Here is a 20761-nt window from a genome sequence, read left to right as displayed (position 1 = left end):
AGCTCCTTCGCTATCGTTGATTGGGATTCACCGCGTCCAATTCCCGCCTGATTTCGTCGGCCGGGTTTGCCGGCTTCACCTGAACCGCGTCCGGCTTTGGAACATCCGGAAGGGCGGATTTCGTTTCTTCATCCAAACCGGCCGCACCCGCGGGCTTGGAGCCGGGCACTGCTTTGCTTTCCTCTTCCGCCCGGCTTTGCAGCTTTTCCAGCATGTCGGATTCGAGCTTGTCCAGCGTGATGATGGCGTCGGGGTTCAGCGCGGCTTTGCGCGATTCCTTCTCCTTCCGGTAGCTGTCCGGGTCATTGCGATAGTCCTCCAGGTTCATATCAAGCTGTAGGGAGAGCAGGTATTCGTCCAGTACCGCTTGCACCGATCCGAGCTCGTTCTCCAGCTCCAGTGCAAAAACCAGGGCGGAATCCGCCTCGAAGCCGTCCAGCAGCTTGCGGTAGGCCTCCTGCCGCTCCGCCTTGTCTTCGTCTGTCGAAAGCGCGGACACGACCGGCTTGACAGCGGGCGCGGGCGCGTCGCCGCTTCCCGCCACCTCCCCCAATTGTTGCGCCGTCCGCTCCACCAATAGCTTGGCGTCAGCGACTTCTTCCTTTGTGAAGCCTTCATTCTCCAGCAGGGTCTGTGTTTCCTCAGCGATGCCGGAATCGGCCAGCCGGCCGCTCCGGTTTTCTTTGTTGGCCTCTAGCTTAACGGGCGTCATCCGTTTGAGCGTCTCGGATACCTGGAGCCAGCTTTGGCCGGACTGTTTCATGTCCAGAATGGCGCTTACCGGCTGCCCTGTCAGGTTGGACAGTTCCGCCGCCGCCTGGCGGTCTTCGGCTGTGATCGGCATGCCCCCGCGGTCTTTTCCGGTCAGCAGCGGTATAAAGCTCAGCGAAAGCTGCGCCATAAGCGCCAAGCCGGCCGCGATGGCGATGGCCTTCGTGACGGTTTTTCGTTTCACGTTTTGTTCATCCTCCCGTTTCCGGTCTTTATTCCGCCTGCACATTTACGGTAGCCGTTCCGTCGAATTTGCCTTTAAACAAAACGGTTGTGATTTCACCGGACCAGGAGGTGCCGGGTACTACATTCTGGTTCATGCGGAACGTGATTTTCCCGGGCGTATAGGTCACGCTCAAGGGAGATCCCTCGATAGAACCGTTTGCCAAATCCAGTTTTGGCGTAAAGTCATACAGATCCACGACCTCCAATTGGGCCGGATCGTATGTCACCGTAAAGGTCAGCTCGCTGAAATCCTGCACATTCGAAGCCAGGAGAGACACGTCCAAGAGCTGGCCGGCCTTCACTTGAGTTTGAAATGCCGGACTGGTCGTGCTTTTCTCCACGGACGGACTCCAGGCAGTCACGCCTGTGACGTTCTTGGCGCGGACCCGGTAAATGTGGCTGGTCCCGGAAGGAAGCGATCCGTGCAGGTACGTTGTGTTGCTGCCGACGTCAATGGTTTTCCCGTCGATTTCCAGTTCGTAGCCTGTCGCACCCTCGATTTTCTCCCAGCGCAGCTCGATCTGCTTATCGTAGGCGTAAGCTTCTACCTGGGCCGGTGCATCCGGCAGGTCTGGCAGAGTGGACAGGGACAGCACGGCCACCCAATCCCCGGTTCCGGTCGAATCCTTGGCCCGGATTTTGTAGACATGGAATTCCTCTGCCTTGAGGCCGCTGTGCTGGTAGACGGTGTTTTTTCCGTTGTCCTGCAGCACCCCGTCCACTTCGACGTCATACCGGGCGTCGGGGGCGACCGCATCCCAGGAAAGCAAAATCGATTTGTTGGTAACAACGGCGACAATGTTTGTCAGGGACAAGGCGCTAGCTTCCTGCGGCATCGTAAGGATGGTTACCGGCTTGGACCAGTCGCTGTCTCCACTGATGTTTTTCGCGCGAATCCGGTAAACGTGTTTCGTATCCGGAAGCAGCTCGTCCTGCACGAACGAATTGCCCGGCACATTGACGATGGTTTTGCCGTCGATTTCGATGTCGTAGCTCTCGGCGTTCGGTACGAGATACCACATCGCCTGGACTTTGGTATCCGTCGACGTGGTGATGATGTTCGTCGGAACAACCGGCTTTTCGGGATGGGTGGTTATATCGAGCGGCGCGCTCCAAGGGCTCTTGCCCCCGATGTTTTTGGCGCGCACGCGGTAGGTATGGCCCGTGAGCGGCTCCAATCCCTCATGCGTGTATTCGGTCTTGCCGCCAGTGTCCACAATGGCGCCGTCGGCTTCGATTTCATAACCCGTCGCTCTGTCCATCTCATCCCAGCGGACCGTAACGGTATGGATCAATGGAGCGGCGCTTACCCGGGTAGGCGTTTCCGGCGGGTCGGGCAGCGTCTTCTGAGTGAACGGAGCGCTCCATTCGCCGCTTCCGCCCGCGTTGACGCCGCGTACGCGGAAGCTGTGCTCGGTGTCGGCCGTAAGCCCGGGCAAGGTGAAGCGGTTTTGGGTTCCCGCGTCATGTACCGCGCCGTCCGCTTCCACTTCGTAGCGGTCGGCGCGCGCCACCAGATCCCAGGTTAACGCGATTTCCGTTTGGGTCGGGACGGCCGACAGATGGACCGGCCTGTCCGGCGGATACGGGAGGGTCTGCCGCGTCATCAGCGGACCCCATTTTCCCGTTCCGCCTTCATTGATCACCCGCACCCGGTAAGTATGGGAGGTGGCGGGTGTCAGCCCTTCGTGAAGATAAGAGACGGATTGTCCGTTCGGAAGCACAACGCCGTCCGCTTCAACGTCGTATCCCGTCGCCCCCGGCACCGCCGCCCAATGTATCCGGATCGACTCCTGGCCCGGCTCTGCGGCCAGTTCGGCGGGCGGCAGCGCAAGCGTGGTTGCGGCCAGCGCCGGACCGGCGCCCGTTAGCTCGCCCGCGCTGTTCTGGGCTTTGCCTGTAAATTCGTAACGGACGCCGGGCGCGAGCGAACCGACCGTCACCGTTTTGCCCGACGGTGTAATCCAGACCGGCGCGTCCACAAGCGTTCCCGCCGCTCCGACATACTTCGAGCCGACGGAGATCAAATACTTGGTCCCGGCCGGGTTGCGGTCGGTGAGCGCCAGCTGAATGGACGTTTCCGCAATCTGTTGGGCGGCGAAAACCGGCGGCTGAGCTTTCGTGTGCACGGTATGATCGGAAACCGCTGCGTTGCCCAGCCGGTCGCGCGCTTCCAGCCGGACGGCATATGCGGTGTTCGGCAGAAGCGATCCGGCGGTATAGGAAGGAGCGGCGCTCCACCCGCTGGACGCGGAACCAATCGTAATCCGGTACGGGCTGGCGTCAAGTCCGGCCGGACTGTCCGTTGCCGACAACGAAGCCGTGATCGATGTATCGGTCGAGGCGAGCTGCCGGCTGCCGATGACGGGCGGCTGCTGGTCGACCTGGAAGCCGACCGATCTCGTCACCGGATTCGCCCAGTTATCCGTGACCTCAATCCGCAGCGTATGATTCCCTTGAGCCAGTCCCGCCAAGGAAAGCGTCTGGAAGGACAATACCTGCGGCGACAGCGTGTTGGTCACCGTGCGGGTATCGCGCGGCGACGTTTCTCCGTCCACGTAATACCTGGCGACTAGCGTATCGCCGTTTGCATCGGAGAGACTGATCCGCGGAATCAGTGAAACGCCGGCCTGTCCGAAAAGCTGGTCCTGTACCGGGAACTGGATGGACATCTCCGGCGGCGTATTCGTGTTGATCATGTTGGTCAGAGCCGTCAAATTGGAGGAAAACGCGGACGAAATGTCGCTGTAAATCCCTCCGTTCGACTGGTAAAGGCTGCTGTACAGCCCTTGATAGGAACTGCCCGTTACAACCGAAGTGACGATATTCAAATTTTTCAGCCGCGCAATTTCCTTTTGCATCGTAATCGCGTCGCCCGGTACATCGTAGCGGGTGCCTTCTTTGTAATCCGCATCCGTTATCAGGATCACGAACTTTTTGGCGAGCTGCTGATAGCTCATCCGCCGCGCTTCCTCCAGCCCGTCCACCGCGGATTCGGGCGTGTCTCCGCCGCCGTCGATGCTGACGCCGTTGAGCGCGTTTTTGAAGGAGTTCGGATCGGCGTACCAGCCGTAATTGACGGTCGAGCCCGTGCCGTCCGAATAAATGTCCTTGAAGGTGACCAGTCCCAGACGCGCATTGATGTTGTTGGCCCCCAGAATGTCGACAAACGTTCCGATGTTTTGCTTTACGTTGTTGATCACCCCGCCCATGGAACCGGTCGTGTCAATAACGAACACGATGTCCGCTTTGCGCTCCGGCTGGGCATGCGCCTGACCGGCGAACGGGCCGAAAAACAGGCTGCTTTGCAGCAGTATGAGAAAAGCAAGGAAGAAGAATTTCGCCTTGCGTAATCCGCTTTTCATCCGATGGCCTCCCGCCCATTATTGAATGGTATACGTTACTTTGGAATTGTCGCCCGTTTTGGCGATCAGCCGGATGATGTTCATCACGGTCTTGTTCGCGTCGGCAATCCGGTACTGAATCTTTCCGGGCGAGAAGGACACCACTGCAATCGAGGTTCCTTCAACCGGCCCCGGCGCAAGCTCCGCCCGGGGGGTTAACGCGCAGAGGTCCGCGACTTCCAGCTCCTCGGGGTTATAGGCGACGGTAACCTCACGCTCGGTTACGCCGGCCTTCACGGGAATCACCATAACGAAGTTAAACGCGGCGTCCTTTTCAACTTGAATGGTGAGCTCGGGCGTCGTGATTTTCTTCGCCAGCTCCGTAAAGCCGCTTTTGCCTCCCAGGTTGACGGCCCTTACCCGGTAGCTGTGCATGGTGTTCGGCTCCAGCTTGTCGTGCATGTAGCGGGTTTCCTTCATCCCGCTGATCAGCACGCCGTCCACCTCCAGCTCGTACGTCCCGGCGCCCTCTACCGGCGACCAGCTTACGGCAATGGAGGTTGTCGTTGCGTCTGCCAGCAGGTTCTTGGGCACGGCCGGCGGCGTCACGCCGGTCACAAGCTCCGACCACTCGCTCCACTCGCTTACCGTCAGGTCATTCTTGGCCCGGATGCGGTACACGTGCTTCGTATTCGGCATGAGTCCCGCATGGGTGTACGCGGTATCCGCGCCGTTGTCAACCAGAACGCCGTCCACCTCCAGCTCGTATCCGGTCGCTCCCGTTACCGGCTCCCAGCTCAGCTTGATTTGCGTGCTGAGCGCATTCAACTGAATATGGCCGGGAACGCCAAGCAGCGTCGATACGGTGACCGGCTCGCTCCATTCGCCCGCCGCCGATCCGAACAGACCGCGCACCCGGTACACATGCCAGGAGTACGGTTCCAGTCCTTCATGAACATAATGAGGGGCTCCGCCGAGCTTGACCGGTTCTCCGTCCACCAGCAGCTCGTATCCGTCCGCTCCCTCGACCGGCGTCCAGGACAGATCAATGGAAGTCAGATGCGGAACCGCCGTCAGCTTTTCCGTTTGCCCCATGGCGGTTTGTCTTTCGATTGGCGCGCTCCATGCGCCCGCGCCGCTCTTGTTGCGGGCCCGAACCCGATAAGCATGCTCCGTAAAAGGCTTCAAGCTTCGGTGCGTGTAAGCCGTTTGCAGCCCGACGGACACCACTTTGCCGTCCGCCTCCACATCATAGCCGACCGCCCCTGCAACGACGTCCCAGGTGAGCTGCACCTCCGTGCTGGTGGCCTCGGCCCGTAGGTTCCCCGGAACGCCGGGCCGGGTGGAAACGCTGATGGATTCGGACCAGGCGCCGACGGCAGCGCTGCTTTTGGCGCGGACCCGGTAACTGTGCTCGGAATTGAGGGCCAGGCCGGAATGGACATAAACGGGCGTTTCCCCGATTTCCACAACTTCGCCATCCGCCTCGAGCTCATAGCCGATGGCTCCCGGAACCACCTCCCACGAAAGCGTCACTTGGCTGCCGGAAGGATCGCCGCTCAAATGCTTCGGCGTTTCCGGCGGGGTCACGACTGTGACGGCTTCGCTCCAGCCGCTTACGCCATCCCCGTTTTCGCCGCGCACGCGGTACGTATGGCTGCTGTTGGGCGCAAGCTCCGTATGGTAAAACGATGTCCCGGTGATGTTCTCGTACAGAAGGCCGTCCGCCTCCAGGTCGTAAGAAACCGCACCGGAAACGGCGTCCCAGGTCAGCTTCACCGAATCCGGCAGGGCGGCGCCTTTTAAATGCTTGGGCGAAGCGATAACGGTCGACTTAACCAGCAGCTTGCTCCATTTACCGGGACCGCTGCTGTTTTTGGCCCGCACCCGGAACGTCTTCTGCATGTTGGCGTTCAAATTGCTTTCCGTATAAGACGTGTTCTCGCCCACATCGACAACGGAATCGTTGACTTCGACTTCATATCCCGTAGCTCCGGTGACTTCCTGCCAATTGACCGTGATGCTGTCGGTCGTAGACTTGAGCTGAATCTTTTCCGGAATCTCGGGAAGGGTCCAGAATTCGGAGACAGGCGACCACGGCCCCTTCAGGTCTTCGCTGAAGGCGCGGATCCGATAGCGGTGATTCGTCCCCGGTTCAAGGCTGTCAAAGCGGAAGGTCATCTCCTGTCCGAGCACGGTGATCCGGCCGTCAAATTCAATCTCATAGCCGTCCGCGTTCAATACCGGCACCCAAACCAGCACCGCCTGCGTTTCGGTTACGCTGTGCGAGCCGGCTGGCGCCGCGAAAGGCTCCAGTTGACCCCGCGGGACAAGCTCCCGCGCCTGTTCTTCGCTCTGCCAGTAAAGCTTTGCTTGCGGGGCGCCTTGTTTATGGATGTATTCCATACGCAAATCGTACGCTTTGCCCGCTTCCAGCTGCAGAACCCCTTCCCGCTGCCCTTGTCCGGTATCGGCGAGCAGGACCTGGTTGACCCACAGCTTTACGCTTTCCCCGGAGACGGCTTCAAAACGGTACGTGCCGGAATAACGCGGCTCTACCCGACCGGACCAGACTACTGAAAAATCGTTGTCGCCAAAGCCGGGACCGGTTAACCGGGGAACCGATTCCAGGTCGATATTGCGGTCAAGGCGCACAATGCGGGTTCCCGAAAAATCCGGGTTGCTGTAATACTCCGCCTTTAGCCCGTACAGCGTGTATTTGAGTTGCGTTTCGCCCGCCCCTGCGTCCCCGGTTACGATAATCGGCGTCCGGTTGGAGATCAGATTTCCGCCCGCCGCAAACACCCCGCCAGTATGAATTTCCAAATGGTTATTTACGCTTATGTTATCCCGCACCAATAAGTCCGCCCGGCGAATAATCAAACGGGCCGTCTGGTTGTTTGAGACAATCTCCCCAACCGTCATTTCATTGGCAATTTCCATCCGAACCGTTGTATTGATGTCGAGTTGGCCGGAAACCGCAAGCTCGCCGGCATTTACGGTCAAGCTCCCGTTGTTATAGGTCAGTTTGCCGGCATAAAGCTTTCCGGCCACCTCGACGGCGGAATCCTGATTCAAGTGAAACGCGCCGCCCACCGTCAAATCGCCCGATGCGCCGCTGACCGAAGGCACCGCGTGAAGGGACAGCCGCAGCGGAGCATTTGCGTTCAGGTCCGATTTCAGTTGCAGCGAGCCGTAAACAACCAGGTCAAGACTCCGGTTGGTGTTGATGCTGTCCAGAATAAGGTGGACCGGCTTCTCCGGGCTGCCGAAGGTCGCTCCTTTGTCCAGGTTCAATTGTCCCGCTTTGACAGCCGCCACCGGTCCTTTTGCCGCTGCAATCGCTGCCTGAATCGACGCGATGTCGTTCCCGCCGGCCGGAACGGCGGTCTGCTCCAGCGCTTGGCGCGCGGCTGCCGCCGCCTCCGCTTTCCCGGTCAAGTACCGGGCGATTTCCTCCCGCAATCCGTCCACTTCTATGTATGCCGGCGCAAAATGTTCATTGATGACGGAGCCGGACAACAGAAGGTGGTTTCCCTGCACCTTGTTCTCAACCGCGGGGAGCGAAATCTGCGGTTTTTGCAGCTTTTTGTCCACGCGCACCGCTTTGGCTAGGGTCAGACAGTTCAGGACGGTTCGCGCTTCGCTGTCCGTTCCCTGGTTAAGAGTCAAAACCCCGTCGGAAACGGCAACGGTTTTTTTGACCGTAGCATGCTGGCCGGCCTCCAGAGGAAAACCTTCCAGCAGGGCGAAGCCTTCGGCAAAGAGCGTGTTGCGGCTTTCGTAAACCGCATCTCCCACCGTGACGCTGATCTCATAGCTGCCATTCTCCACCTGGATGCCCCATTCGCCTCCCGGCAGCAGCCGCACACTGTTGTCGATGCCGGGATCGCCGTACGTGCTGGTTGTTACGGTCTGCTCCTCGTGCGGCATATTCCACCCGTACACATGGCCGTTCTGCTCTCCGTAAAGCTTCCCGTAATCGGGAAGGTAGCCGGTATAGGCCGGGATTTCGCCGGGCTGAAAGCTGACGCGAAGAAGGCTTCCCCCTGTAGCCTCCGCATAGGCCCCCTGCACCGATGGAAGCACGAGGGAGAAAATCAACAACAAACTGACGAGCCTTGCCATAATCCTGCCTCTGTTCGACATAAGTCCCCTCCATCTCTCCACTAAAAAAAAGCAAGCCAAAGAGACTGCGGCAACCCGGCTGTCATCCCTTCTTTCCAAAGGAAAAAGGATTAGACCCGTGGCTTTGCGTCCCCGACTTTCGTGCGGGTTTGCCTTTATCGATCACTTGACTTGCTTCCAACTGCCTATATATGGCAGAAATAGCTAGTAGGATAATTCCATATTCCTATTTCGATTTCCTTCATAAAATTAGGTATAAATTGTGAACGTGTAAAATTATGTCGTTTTTTAGGATTACTTTAGTCATATAGAGATTATCAGGAGAAAAAGGGAGCAATATGGGCGTCCGAACGTTGCCTCGGCATGAAAAGGCCGCTCCCTATACGGCGGGAACGGCTTATCAATGCTATGAACGTTCGTTGGAAGCGATAAGCGGGTTCCACGATGAGCTTCCTGATAAAGCGGTCTATTTCACGAGTGCAGCGTGGCTGAGCAAGGATTTCGGCAACAATTTGAGTTGGACAAAGCACCAACTTATTTTCAGAGCCTCCCCGAGTCGGGACAAACGGTGCTGCTGTGGAACTTCGCACTGCTCCCGAAAGGGGGCTTGCCAAACGAAGGCTGCGCCGACTGCCAGAACGTCTTTAACGTCCAGAAGCTCTCCGTCAGCCATTCAAGCTCCGAATCCGGTCTAGGTCGCCGCTGCACAGAACCTCCAGATGCGCATAAATCTTTTCCGGCGGCCAATCCCACCACGCCAGCTTCAGCAAATGGGCGATGAGCTCGTCGTCGAACCGCTTGCGGATGATCCGGCCCGGATTCCCGCCTGCGATGTGATAGGGCGGAACGTCACGGGTCACGACGGCGTTCGCCGCAATAATGGCCCCGTCGCCGATGTGGACCCCCGGCATAATGGTGACGTTTTGCCCGATCCAGACATCGTTGCCGACAATCGTATCTCCCTTAAACGGAAGATCGTCCAGCGCCGGCATCGCTTTTTCCCAGCCCCCGCCCATGATGTTGAAAGGGTACGTGGTCGCCGAATTCATCCGGTGATTCGCCCCGTTCATTACAAATTCCACTCCTGCGGCGATCGCGCAAAACTTGCCGATGATCAGCTTGTCTCCGAGGAACTCGTAGTGATGCGTCACATGCTCTTCAAACCTTTCCGGGCCTTCCGGGTCGTCGTAGTACGTGTAATCCCCCACTTGGATGTTCGGGCGGGTGATGATGTTTTTGACAAAACAGATCCGGTTCAGTCCCTCCACGGGGTGAACCGCATTCGGATCCGGTCCGTATGGCATGGTCGTTTCCTCCTCCGCATTTTTAGTGACCGCTTTTCAAGCAAATAATTGCGACAGCCGCCAGGCACTTCCATTCTACCTGAAACCGTCCTCCCGCCTGCCGGAAAAAACCGTTATAACGAAACCGGTCAAAAAAAGAGAGGCGCCCGCGCCCCTCTCATTCAAACGGCGTGCTGCGGACCCGGCCCGTTTTGCGGTCCACCTCCAGCCGCATCCGCCCTTGCGGTATGCAATTTCCTGCCGCCATCGTCCAGCATTTCATCAGTAGAAATCACCGCTGTCTGATTGCCCAAATGATCTGCTTCCAGATTGTGCGCGAAGAGCCGCCATCATCGTTATTCCGGTCCTCGTAGAAACCTTCATTCGGCTCATTGCCGATTCCTTCCGTTTTCCAATAGCTCCACGTTTCGTGTATTAGCAGATTAGGAGAGGAGAGGTTGGAAGGCCCCCCATGTAGGCGCTCTCTTAGGCGTTCCGGTTTGCTTGTCCGCCGTCTTTTTCTAATCCTCTCCGGGCAAAAAAAGGCAAGCGTCGGGGAGGGGGATGAGATGCAACCGGTCCAGCAAATGATAACCAGGGAACGGTGATGCGAATAGCTGCAAAACGGCATTTATTTCCTATCATTTCCTGTCCCCGTCGTAATATAAGAACGTATTCGCACTTATGTCCGCTAAAAGAAACGATAGTTAGAGAAAATTGAAGAATTAATTGCCTTTCTGCATCTATTCGGTCTAAAATAGCGGAAAACGGCAGGATGAGGTGCTTTTTTGCACTTCCTATCCATCCCCATGAGCGGGAGCCCTCTGGAAAGTTGAAGTTCGGGTCTTCATGCCCGTTCGCCGGGAGACGACCGCAGCTTTCTTTTCCAATCTCCGATATCGATGGGGCACTCTGGCGGAGGCAATAAGGATTAGACCGATTGGAGAATCGTTTCCCGTCCCGTCACTCCATGAGCCCGTACTTCCGCTTCACCCGCTCCAGCTTCTCGATCATCGGACGGGAAAGCACGAGCAAAAACACCACCGTGGCGGTCGCATGCACAAGATCGAACCAGAAGCCCGACGCATAGGCGGCCAGAAGCGCGCCCCAGGTGAAGCGGGGCGTGAACATCATCAGCGCGCTCAGGTTCATGATGCCGCCGTAGATAAAAAAAGTCGCCAGGCCGCCGAACAGGCAGAGCGGAAGCCGTTTTTTGGCGAGCAGGCCTTTGCGGTACAAAAGCCCGGCCAGAAAGCCGATAATGCCGAAGCAGAACATCTGCCAAGGCGTCCACGGCCCCTGTCCGAAAAAGAAATTGGACACAAAGCCCGTCACCGCCCCGACCAGAAAACCCGCCTCCGCCCCCAGACTGACGCCAGCAACAATCACGATTGCGACCACCGGCTTGAACTGGGGCAGCATGAAAAAGGCGCCCCGCCCCGCCACCGCAATGCCCGCCAGCACCGCGATCAGAATCAGCTCCCGGGCCTGCGGCTTCCGTTTTTCAAAGACAAGCGCAAACGGAAGCAGTGTATACAGCACGATCAGCAGGCTGATGAAGTAATATTTCCGGTCCTGGAGGACGAACACGCCGAACAGGATGGTGGCCGGAATCGCCGCAAGAATCAGCAGCATGGATACCATTGTCCGCCGGGAAAAGCTCCGGCCGGCTACCGGGCCGCGCAGCATAAGTCCACCACGCTTTCCGCCGTGACGGCATCCCGCCACACATGCCGCGCCATCCGGTTCGCGGCAGTCGTATAAAAGCTGTTGCCGGCGAAGAAGCGCTTCGCCTCGTTCGACGTAATGATGCTCCCGTCAAAAAACATCGCGCACACCTCCGCGTGCCTCGCGCAAAACTCGATGTCGTGCGACACCATTACAATCGTCACCCCCGACGCGTTGAGCCTTTTCAGGAACACGGCCAGCTTCTCTTTAAAAAAACCGTCCAGCCCCTTCGTCGGCTCGTCGAGCAGCAGCACCTTCGGCTCCAGAAGCAGCACCTTGGCGAGTGCAGCCCGCTGCTGCTCGCCGCCGCTCAGATCGTACGGATGCATGGAAAGAAGCCCCTCCAGCTCCGCGAATTGAACCGCCGCGTCCACCAGCGCCGCTTTTTCATCCCGGCTTCGCTTGTCCTCCGCCAGAACTTCGTACAGGTCCTCTTCCACTGTCTTTTTGACAAAAAGCGTTTGCGGGTTTTGCGGCAGAACCGCCAAATGACGTCGGAACAGCTCGCCCGCTTTGAATTTGGCCGGGTTTTGGCCGCCTACCCGAACCGTTCCCCGGTAAGGTTGGAGAAGACCGGCGATCAGGGAAAGCGTGGACGTCTTTCCGGTGCCGTTGCCCCCGACCAGGCAATAAAACTGCCCTTCCTCGACCCGGAGGGTAAGGTCTTTGATGACGTCCTCCCCGTTCTTTTCGTAGCGGAACCAGACATCCTTGAACTCGACGGCGAAGGCGCGCCGCCGGTTCCGTGCTCCCTCGAAGGCGGCCGCCGCACTCCGTTCCCCCGCCAGCCAGCCGGCGTTGCCGCTTGCCTCGCCCGGCCCTTCGGTCAACCAGTCGGCACTACCGTTCCTCCCGCCTGCCCCTCCGGCCAGCAGGCCCGCGTTACCGTTCGCCCCGCCCGACTCTCCGGTCGGCCAATCGGCCTTACCTTCCATCGCCGTTTGTTCCTCCGCCGAAAGTTGCCGACGACCCTGCAAATAAGCGTCCAGCCATTGACGGCCTTCCTTTACCGTGACCGGGAGAACGGAAGGCTTCGGCTCGGCGCCCGGTCCTCCGGGCGACTCGTCTTCATACGCCCCGCAAACCCGACTTTCTTCGGCCTTTCTTCCGGACTCAGGACTCCCGGCGATCTCAAAAATGCCCGCCTCCCCCGCTTCCGACACCTCCGCGCAAATCCGCATCGCGGTCGGCATCGACGCGAACATCGGATGCCGGAGCTCCGCCAGCCGCCGTCCCGCCTCGCGGGGAGCTCCGTCCGCCAGCACCCGGCCTTCGTCCATGACAATCAGGCGGTCCGCCAGCGGAAGCACCTCCTCCAGGCGATGCTCGCTCAGCAGGATGGTCGTGCCAAGCTCGCGGTTGATCTTTTTCAGCGTCTCCAGAAAATCGCCCGCCGCAATCGGGTCCAGCTGGGAAGCGGGCTCGTCCAGAATCAGCACGGACGGGCTCATCGCCATGACGGAGGCCAGGTTCAGCAGCTGCTTTTGACCGCCGGACAGATCGGACACCTTGCGGTGAAACCAGGTTTGAATCCCGAAAAAGCTCGCCATCTCCGCCACCCGCAAACGGATGGCCGCCGGCTCGCAGCCCAGGCTTTCCAGACCGAACGCCAGCTCATGCCAAACCTTGTCGGTCACCAGCTGGTTGTCCGGGTTTTGCAGCACAAAGCCGATATCCGCCGCCTGCGTGCGGGCATCCGCATTTTCCAGCGGGCGTCCTTGGAAAGAAACCGTCCCGCTCCTTTCGCCATGCGGCGTCAACACCGGCTTGAGATGACGCAGGAGCGTGCTTTTGCCGCTGCCCGATTGACCGCACAGCACGACAAATTCGCCGCTGCCAATGCTCAGGCTGATCTGCGACAGCGCCGCGCGCGGCTGCCCGGGAAACGAAAAGCTCAAGTCCTCGATGCGATAGATTTCCATTTCAGCGCCTCCACCAGATGCAAAATCGCGGGCAGCAGGCACAACCCGGCATAGGCAAATGCAGCCAGCATGCCAAGCGGGGCCGCGTCCGAAGCTTTAATTGAAGGAAAAAAACGAATCGTGTTCAGCCCCCGCGCTGCGCCCAGCAGCACGAGCAGAGTCAGTCCCGTCAGGGCAAGCAGCGCCATTTTGTCGCGGAAGGTCCACCGGTAAACGGAAAAGCTGGTCCGGCCGGGCAAGCCGTAGCCCCGGGCCTTCATCGAATCCGCCGTTTCGATGGCGTTTTCGAGCGCCCACGTGGTCATGATGGATAAGATCGTCAGGCCGCGTTTCGCTTTTTGCAGCGCATTTCCCTGGGAAAGGTCGCGCCCGATGCATTTTTGCCCCCGGGAGATTACCTTGAGCTGGGCTGCATACCGCGGCACAAACCGCAGCACCATCGACAGAATCAGGGAAAGCGCCGGAAGCAGCCGGCCGAACAGATGGATGAACTTATCCGAGGTCATCACCGCGTTGTAACAGGAAAACCAAAGGATGACCGTCCCGAACATGAAAGCGGAGGCCGCCCCGTACAGGATCGATTCCAAGGTCACCGGATTGCCATTCCGCAAATAGAACAGGATGGTGACTCCGGCATGATTGAACAGCGGGTTCAGCACCGCCGCCGCCAAAAGCAGCGGAAGCACGTAAAGCAGCGCGAAGCCCGCCGCTTTTCGACCTTTCAGCAGGATCGAATAAAGCAGCGCGCTTCCGAGCGCGATCGCCTGAAAGAGCGGGTGCATAAAAAACATGCTGCACACAATCACAACAGCAAAATAAAGAAAATTCACCGCCGGGTGATAGGAGGAAAAGCTGTCCTTCATCGCTTCATTGTCCTCCTGCGGCCATGCCGCCGCCGACGTCGCGCCCCAAATCGCAGGTGTACACCCATTCGATCACATCGCCGTCCTTCAGCTTGTAGCGGCTGCTGCCGTAATTCGGAAACCAGCCGTTTACCTTGTACATCCATCCGCTCAGCTCGCCGCAGTCAAACTCGTACAGGTTGTGAATGCCCTCCACGTAATTGCTGTTGTAGAGCGGCGTCATCTCGAATTCGAGATGGATTTTGTGCGTTTTCATTTCCCGGAGCAGGACATCGAACACCGACTCCCCTTCATAAAAGATCACCGCCTGCGCTTTGAAAATCACTCCGTCCTGCGGCAGCACCTCCAGCTTGTCCTTGTCCAGTTGGTCCAGGTTGTCCAGAATGGTTTTGGCGCTGACGGACAACGTGGCGGTCAGCGGCTTCTTTTTGTCGACGGCCGCGTCCTGCCATTCAACCGGCTTCGGTTTGCCGGTAGGCACCGGGTCCGTCAGGTAGGCGTCCTTGGCGGGCGACGCCGAAGGACGCGGCTTGGCGGACGGCGCGGCGGGGGCCGGGGCGGAGCCGGCTATGGCGCCATTGCCGGGCGCGGCCGCGCCGCCTTTGCCGCCGGGCGAGCCGGGGCTGCTGACGGCGGAAGACCCGGCGGCGGCGCCTCCCGGCGCGGCGCTTGCGGCTGGCGCGCCGGGGCCGGCTGAGGGCACCGGCGCAGCCGGGCCGGCGGAGCCGCCAGCGGCCGACGGCGGGCCGGCTGTGCCCGGCGGCGCGGTGCTTGCGGCGGTGTTGTCCGGCCCGCCGGCAGGCTGCCCGCCGTCGGCCGGCAAAGCGCCGCCGTTCCCGCCGCCGGCCGGCGCACTCGCGGCCGCCCCCGGCGGGGCTGCGGCTGTGTCGCCACTTGCGCCCGCTCCCGCGCCGCTGCCTTCCGCCTCGCCGCCGTTTGCGCCCGCTCCCGGACCGCTGCCTTCCGCCCCGCCGCCGCTCGCGCCCGCTTCGGCGCCGTTTGCGCCCGCTTCGGCGCCGTTTGCGCCCGCTGCCGCGCCGTTTGCCGCGCCCGCGTCTTCTCCTCCGGCGGCTCCCCCGCCGGAGGGCAACCCGGCCTGCCCGCCGGACGGCTCCAGCACCTCGAGCGAGGTGCCCCCGGCGGCGGGGCCGGGTGACGGCGGCCGAAGCTCGCCGCCCATCAGAAACGCGCCCGTCAGAAGCAGCGCGATAACCAGCGCCGCCAGCAGCTTTTTCTTGTTTTTATCGTACCAGCTTCTCATCGCATTACTTCACATCCGTCATGTTGTATAGAGAAGATTGACCGGCCGTAAACCGCTCATAGGCGGCCAGCGCGTACAAAGCCTGATCGGTCGCCATCAGGTCGACCTCGCCGGGTTTGGCCCCGCCGTTGTCCTGGCCGCCGGAACGGATGTGATAAAAGCCTCCGTTCGGAGCCGCATAGCCGAGCAGGGCGTCGATGACCGTACGCCCCTGCTTGATAAACCGGGAATCGGATGCCGGGTCGATTCCCAGTCCCGTCAGTGCGACCACCACTTGGGCGATGCTTTCCGAATTAGCCGACCCCCAGCTCGAAAACCCGCCATCCTTGTCCTGCGCCTTCGACAGCCAGCCCAGCCCCCGGTCGACGGCGGCCTTGACGGCCGCGTCGGTGCGGTAATAGGGCGTCAAACTTTGAAGGACCATGGCCGTGATATCGGGGTCCGGTTCTGAGGCGTCGGACGCAAGCGCCCAACCGCCTCCTTTGATTTCCCGCTGCAGAATAAACCAGATCAGCTTCTCGCGGGTCGTCTGCGTCCGTCCTTCTTCGGCAGCGGGGATGGCGTAATTTTTGCTGTCCAGGGCGATCAAGGCGAAGACCGGGCCGTTGATCCCCTGCTTCACGACCGTGTCAAAGTCAGCGAGCAGCTTCAGCAGGTCGTATCCGGCGGCATTGCGGACATCCTTGCCGAGCGCGGTCAGCGCCAGAATGACCCGGTCGTATTCCGTATATTTCACGCGGTGCAGCTTGCCGCCCGTTTCCTTCAGCGTCTTTTCCACAGCGGCGTAATAGCTTTCGTAGTAAGCCGCCGGAACCTTTGCCTGCGATCGGAGAAGCGCCAGCACCGTCCAGTCGCCGCCAATGCTGGCGACGCCCGGCTCGGTTACCGTCTTCTGCAAAAATGCGGCCGCTTGCTCCATCGCCTCAGAGGCCTTTTTCTGCAAAACTTGAGCATTCGGTGCTTCCGTTCCGCCGGGCGCACTTCCGGCGGTGCCGCTGCCCGCCGCACTGTTCTCGCCTGCCGCAGCACCCGTGCCGGTTTCGCCGCTTCCCGGCGTCTCCTGCTGCCCTCCGTTCGGCTGTTCCGCGGAGCCCGGACCGGCCCCGTTTTGCAGGGACTCCCGATATACGAAAAGCTTTACCGCGATGACGGCGGCCATTTCCCGCGTCATCGTGCCTTTCGGCTCAAAGCGTCCGCCGCTGCCGACCATCAGCTCCAGCTTGGCGGTCGTCTCCACTGCGTTCCGGGCCCACGACGACACGTTGTTCATGTCGCCGAAGGCGGTGTCCGGTTTGGACGGCTTAACCTCCAAGGCCTGGAAGATTGTTGTGGCGGCCTGCTCCCTGTTGATCGGAGCGTTCGGACGGAATTCATTTCCGAACCCGGAGGCAATGCCTTGATGATAAGCCGCCGTGACGTACGGATAATACCAGTCATCCGGCTGCACATCGGCAAACGGGCTATCGCCTGCGCTGCCCTGCTCCAGGCCGCCGACCGAAACGAGCACTTTGATGAATTCGGCGCGCGTGATCGTTTGCTTCGGATGGAACACGCCGTTCGAGCCGATCATCAGCCCTTTTTCCCCGGCTTGCCGGACCGCTTCACGCGCCCAAGGGGCAATCGCGGCCGCGTCGGCATACTGCTTGCCCAGGTCGAAGGACGGTTCGGCCGCCGGCTCCGCAGCTTTCACCGCATAAGCGACAAAGGACGCCGTTTCATTCGTGCGGATCACCAGGTCGCTGCCGTATGAATAGGCGTAGGCGGAAGGAGCTTGTCCGGATTGGGCCTTTTCCGCCTCATCCAGACTCGCATAACCCGGCATTCCCGCAAATTTCCCGTCCGCCCCAAGCCGGCCGGCCGACAAGGCTTTGCCCCCGGCAATCGTGAGCTCAAGAGGACGGTCGAACGCCGCCGGACCGGATGCCTCGCCTACCCGGAATACCCGGGCGACATCGGCTTGCGAGTTCTCCGGCAATCCGGCTTCGATTTGCTTCCGAAGAAGCTCTTGCCCGGCTGAATCAAGCGCCGTCAAAAGCTCCAGCTTCGCGCCGCCGGTTTTGAGCTTGGTTCCTTTTTCGATCCGGAGCGTCAGGTTCCCCCGCTGCGCCGTTATGGCGGGAAGCCCGGCGCTTGCCACTTCCGACAAGTCCAGAACCACTTTTGCCGGGGCCTTTTCCGGAATGACAATGTTGAAGCCCGCCGGCGACTGCGCGGCCATTTTGGAAGTCAGCTTCACGGTATAATCCTCGGCGGTTCCAGCCGGAACCCCGATCAGCTCGGGCTCGTCTTTCCCTTCCGTTCCGCCGGGCGGCGGGCCCCACTGGCTCAGGTCCTGCCCCAAATCGGCGCCCAGGTTGGTCGTGTACCGCCACTGCACACGGTCGCCTTTCCGCAGCGTATATTGGCTCGCGCCGTAATTGGGGAACGCCCCGTTGACGCTGTACATCCAGCCGCTGCCGCTGCCGTGATCGAACTCCCCGTCCCCCGCGATGGAGGAGACGTACACGCTGTTAAACTCGGCCGTCCAGCTGTAATCGTAGGCGATGCCCTTGGTGTCCAAGGTCCGCTGCAGCACGCTCCAGGCGGTGTCCCCGGCCTGCAGCTCGACGCTGAGCGCCGGAACAACCTCTCCCTTGCCGATCGTGCGTTTGTCCACCGACAACGTTGCGTATTGCTTGGCTTCCGGAACTTGCGGAACATTCGGAACACCCGGTCCCTCCGGATTCTCCGGAACCTCCGGAACGTTTCCGCCGCCTTCTCCCGGTGCCTCGTTCTTGCTTGCTGCATAAGCGACAAAATCGGTAAAATGCGTGGTTTTGACGATCAGGTCGTCTCCGCTTTCGTAGGCATAAACAAGCTCGCCGCTTGCCGCGCCTTCCGGCTCGCCGGCGTATTTGGGTATTGCATGAGCTTCACCGTTTTCGAGGTACGCGGCACTGTGTCCGCCCAGGCCCGAAAATGTCAACGAAACCGCGCCGCTGAAGGTAATCCGCTCCGTGCCGCCCATCGCGACCGCGCGGGAGATTCCGTCCAGCTTGTAGCCTTCGGGAAGCGTCGGCGTGATTTTTTCGCGCAGTCCGGCATCCGTTAGTCCAGCCGTGGAAAACAAAGCCGCGCTGTAAACCGCATCGCCAACCGTTTGGGTGCCCGTCGGAATGGAGAGCGAAACGTTCCCCTTGGATGCGTAGATCGCCGGCAGGCTGCCCGCAGGCAGCCTTACGCTTACCTTGCCTGCCTTGTCCGCCGGAATAGCAATCGAAATTTGTTTGCCATCTGCCCCAGCGGGAATGGCGACGAAGTAGTCATGCTCGTTGTCGGGAACCTCTACAACCGGCTGGTCGCCTTCCGGCAGCGGAAGGCCAATCTCCGCACCCGGTCCTTCCCCTTCGCCCGGCTGCTGTGGCTGTCCTGGCTGCCCGCCCTCTCCCGGCTCTCCGGGCTGCCCCGGTCCGCCCGGAGCGGATACGTCCGACATGTCGTACAGACTGGGTTTCCCATTTACCAAACGGTCATAAGCGACGAGCGCATAAACGCTTTGGTCCGTGGCCATTCCGTTGGCCGCGCCCGATTTTATGTGGGAGAAGCCTCCGGAGGGCAAAGCAAAGCTCAAAAGCGCGTCAACAGCCGAAACGCCGTTTTTGACAAAACGCGGATCCGTATGCGGATCAATGCCAAGCTCCGTCAGCGCAACGATAACCTGCGCGATGCTTTCGGCGTTAACCGTCCCCCAGCTTGCAAAGCTGCCGTCCGCCTTCTGCGCGCCGGACAGCCACGCCACCGCCCGGTCGACCGCGCCGCGCACCGGCTCCTGCGTGTCATAGTAAGGCGCGAGGCTTTGGAGCGCCATTGCCGTGATGTCGGGGTCCGGGTTTGTGACCGACAAGGCCCAGCCGCCGGCGGCTTCCGTCCCCTTCTTGATCTCCTTGCTCACTATGTAGTCGATCAGCTTTTCCCGCGTTGTCTGGCTTGCAACGACGCTTACCTCGGGAATCTCATACGGCTTGCTGTTCAGCGCCAACAGCGCGTAAATCGGCCCGTTAATTCCCTGCTTTTGCACCGACGCGAAATCAGCCAGCTTCTCCAGCTGGTTGTACCCGCCGACATCGGCAACCTCCCGGTTCAGCGCGGTTAACGCCAGGATAAGCCGGGAGTATTCGGTATATTTATTGGTTCCGCCCAGATTGCCCTGCCTGGCCTGCACTTCCTGGACCACCTTGTCGTAATACCCGTCATAATACCCTTCCGGAACGGGATACCCCGCCCTCGCCAGCGCCAGCACCGTCCATTCCCCGTTGCCGGTGCCGAACTTGGGGGCGCTGACGGTCGAAACCAGATAGGCCAGGCTGCGGTCCAGCTGCTCCTTGGCCTGTCCATTCGCCGCTGCGGTACTCACGGCAAAAGAAGCCGCCGAAGCGGCTCCTCCTGCTTGGAATGCGGCCGAAGACAAGGCCGTGTTCAGATCGGTCAATGCTTGATCTACGCTCGTCTGGCTGCTTTCCATGTTGGATAAAGCGCTGTAGGCTTGCTGGTATGCGGCGTAAATGTCCGGATCGGCCAAAAGCGCCGCCTTGTTCGGACTGCTGTTGATTTCCGCCACCTTGGCGGTCAAAGCGTCTTTGTCGGCGGGGTCGATAACGGGCGGGCCCCAGTCCGCGCCCAGGTCCACGCCGTAGCCATATACGGTAAACTGGGTGCGGAACACGTCGCCGTCCGCCGGGTAGTAGTCCGCCATGCCGAAATTCGGGAAGGCGTCGTCGACGGTGTACATCCACCCTGCCATGCTGGTGTAGTCGAATTCGCCGAGCCAGTCCGGATCGGCCTTCGTGCCGATCGTGTCTCCGCCGCCCGTCACCATCGTCTGTATGTAGGCGGGGATTGCGAGCGAAGCCGTGGAGCTGTCGCGAATCTTGGAGAGATAAAAGCCGCTTGTGACCGTGCCGTAGTTCTGATAATTCCCGGTGCCCAGGACGCGCGTCAGAACGGCAGCCCCGTTTTCACCGGCATAAAAAGGAACGTTCACCGGTTCTACGGCGTACCCTTGTCCAAGCGTAAACTTTTCAACGGTAACGGTGATGTAACCGGCCGGCGTCGTCCGCGCCGTCTCTGCAAAAGCTTTGCTGACGGGAGCGGGGAGTACAGTGAAGAGAAGTCCGAGAATCAAAAGTAAGGCTGTCCAGCGTTTTCGGTTCATGCTTGATCGATTCCTCCTTTGGAAATTGCGCATTGGGTTGAAGCA

9 protein-coding genes and 1 riboswitch are annotated in these 20761 nt (G+C 60.1%); all 9 genes read right to left on the bottom strand.

The window, feature by feature from the left end; genetic code table 11:
• Positions 1–10 precede the first annotated feature (10 nt).
• Positions 11–955: a hypothetical protein gene (locus AC6I6H_RS17000; RefSeq protein ID WP_497955175.1), complete on the bottom strand. Its 945-nt coding sequence runs from the start codon at positions 953–955 to the stop codon at positions 11–13.
• Positions 956–983: 28 nt separating this feature from the next.
• Positions 984–4361: a fibronectin type III domain-containing protein gene (locus tag AC6I6H_RS16995; RefSeq protein ID WP_497955174.1), complete on the bottom strand. Its 3378-nt coding sequence runs from the start codon at positions 4359–4361 to the stop codon at positions 984–986.
• Between the two features lie 18 nt (positions 4362–4379).
• Positions 4380–8489 (bottom strand): fibronectin type III domain-containing protein, encoded by a 4110-nt coding sequence (locus tag AC6I6H_RS16990; RefSeq protein ID WP_497955173.1) that lies wholly within the window; start codon positions 8487–8489, stop codon positions 4380–4382.
• A gap of 45 nt (positions 8490–8534) precedes the next feature.
• Positions 8535–8632, bottom strand: a riboswitch (cyclic di-GMP riboswitch).
• Positions 8633–9133: 501 nt separating this feature from the next.
• Complete coding sequence (locus AC6I6H_RS16985) at positions 9134–9772, bottom strand: Vat family streptogramin A O-acetyltransferase (protein WP_497955172.1); 639 nt, start codon at positions 9770–9772, stop codon at positions 9134–9136.
• A gap of 942 nt (positions 9773–10714) precedes the next feature.
• Positions 10715–11386 (bottom strand): ECF transporter S component, encoded by a 672-nt coding sequence (locus AC6I6H_RS16980; RefSeq protein ID WP_497955171.1) that lies wholly within the window; start codon positions 11384–11386, stop codon positions 10715–10717.
• A 35-nt stretch (positions 11387–11421) separates the two neighbouring features.
• Positions 11422–13401: an ABC transporter ATP-binding protein gene (locus AC6I6H_RS16975; protein ID WP_497955170.1), complete on the bottom strand. Its 1980-nt coding sequence runs from the start codon at positions 13399–13401 to the stop codon at positions 11422–11424.
• Complete coding sequence (locus AC6I6H_RS16970) at positions 13374–14264, bottom strand: energy-coupling factor transporter transmembrane component T (RefSeq protein ID WP_497955169.1); 891 nt, start codon at positions 14262–14264, stop codon at positions 13374–13376. The genes AC6I6H_RS16975 and AC6I6H_RS16970 overlap by 28 nt, the downstream gene beginning before the upstream one ends.
• 4 nt (positions 14265–14268) lie before the next feature.
• Positions 14269–15525 carry a DUF4430 domain-containing protein gene (locus AC6I6H_RS16965; protein WP_497955168.1) on the bottom strand — a complete coding sequence of 419 codons (1257 nt, stop codon included), beginning with the start codon at positions 15523–15525 and terminating at the stop codon, positions 14269–14271.
• A 4-nt stretch (positions 15526–15529) separates the two neighbouring features.
• Positions 15530–20716, bottom strand: coding sequence for an S-layer homology domain-containing protein (locus tag AC6I6H_RS16960; RefSeq protein WP_497955167.1), 5187 nt, complete (start codon positions 20714–20716; stop codon positions 15530–15532).
• Positions 20717–20761 lie beyond the last annotated feature (45 nt).

The organism is Gorillibacterium sp. sgz306347, from assembly GCF_059735245.1.
Note: the sequence above shows the minus strand (reverse complement) of the source record. Positions and strands in the feature narration are given on the sequence as shown.

Bases quoted from the DNA above. Each gene is read 5' to 3' on its own strand.
- AC6I6H_RS16995 (WP_497955174.1), bottom strand. From the start codon at position 4,361: ATGAAAAGCGGATTACGCAAGGCGAAATTCTTCTTCCTTGCTTTTCTC.
- AC6I6H_RS16990 (WP_497955173.1), bottom strand. From the start codon at position 8,489: ATGTCGAACAGAGGCAGGATTATGGCAAGGCTCGTCAGTTTGTTGTTG.
- AC6I6H_RS16985 (WP_497955172.1), bottom strand. From the start codon at position 9,772: ATGCCATACGGACCGGATCCGAATGCGGTTCACCCCGTGGAGGGACTG.
- AC6I6H_RS16980 (WP_497955171.1), bottom strand. From the start codon at position 11,386: ATGCTGCTGATTCTTGCGGCGATTCCGGCCACCATCCTGTTCGGCGTG.
- AC6I6H_RS16975 (WP_497955170.1), bottom strand. From the start codon at position 13,401: ATGGAAATCTATCGCATCGAGGACTTGAGCTTTTCGTTTCCCGGGCAG.
- AC6I6H_RS16970 (WP_497955169.1), bottom strand. From the start codon at position 14,264: ATGAAGGACAGCTTTTCCTCCTATCACCCGGCGGTGAATTTTCTTTAT.
- AC6I6H_RS16965 (WP_497955168.1), bottom strand. From the start codon at position 15,525: ATGAGAAGCTGGTACGATAAAAACAAGAAAAAGCTGCTGGCGGCGCTG.
- AC6I6H_RS16960 (WP_497955167.1), bottom strand. From the start codon at position 20,716: ATGAACCGAAAACGCTGGACAGCCTTACTTTTGATTCTCGGACTTCTC.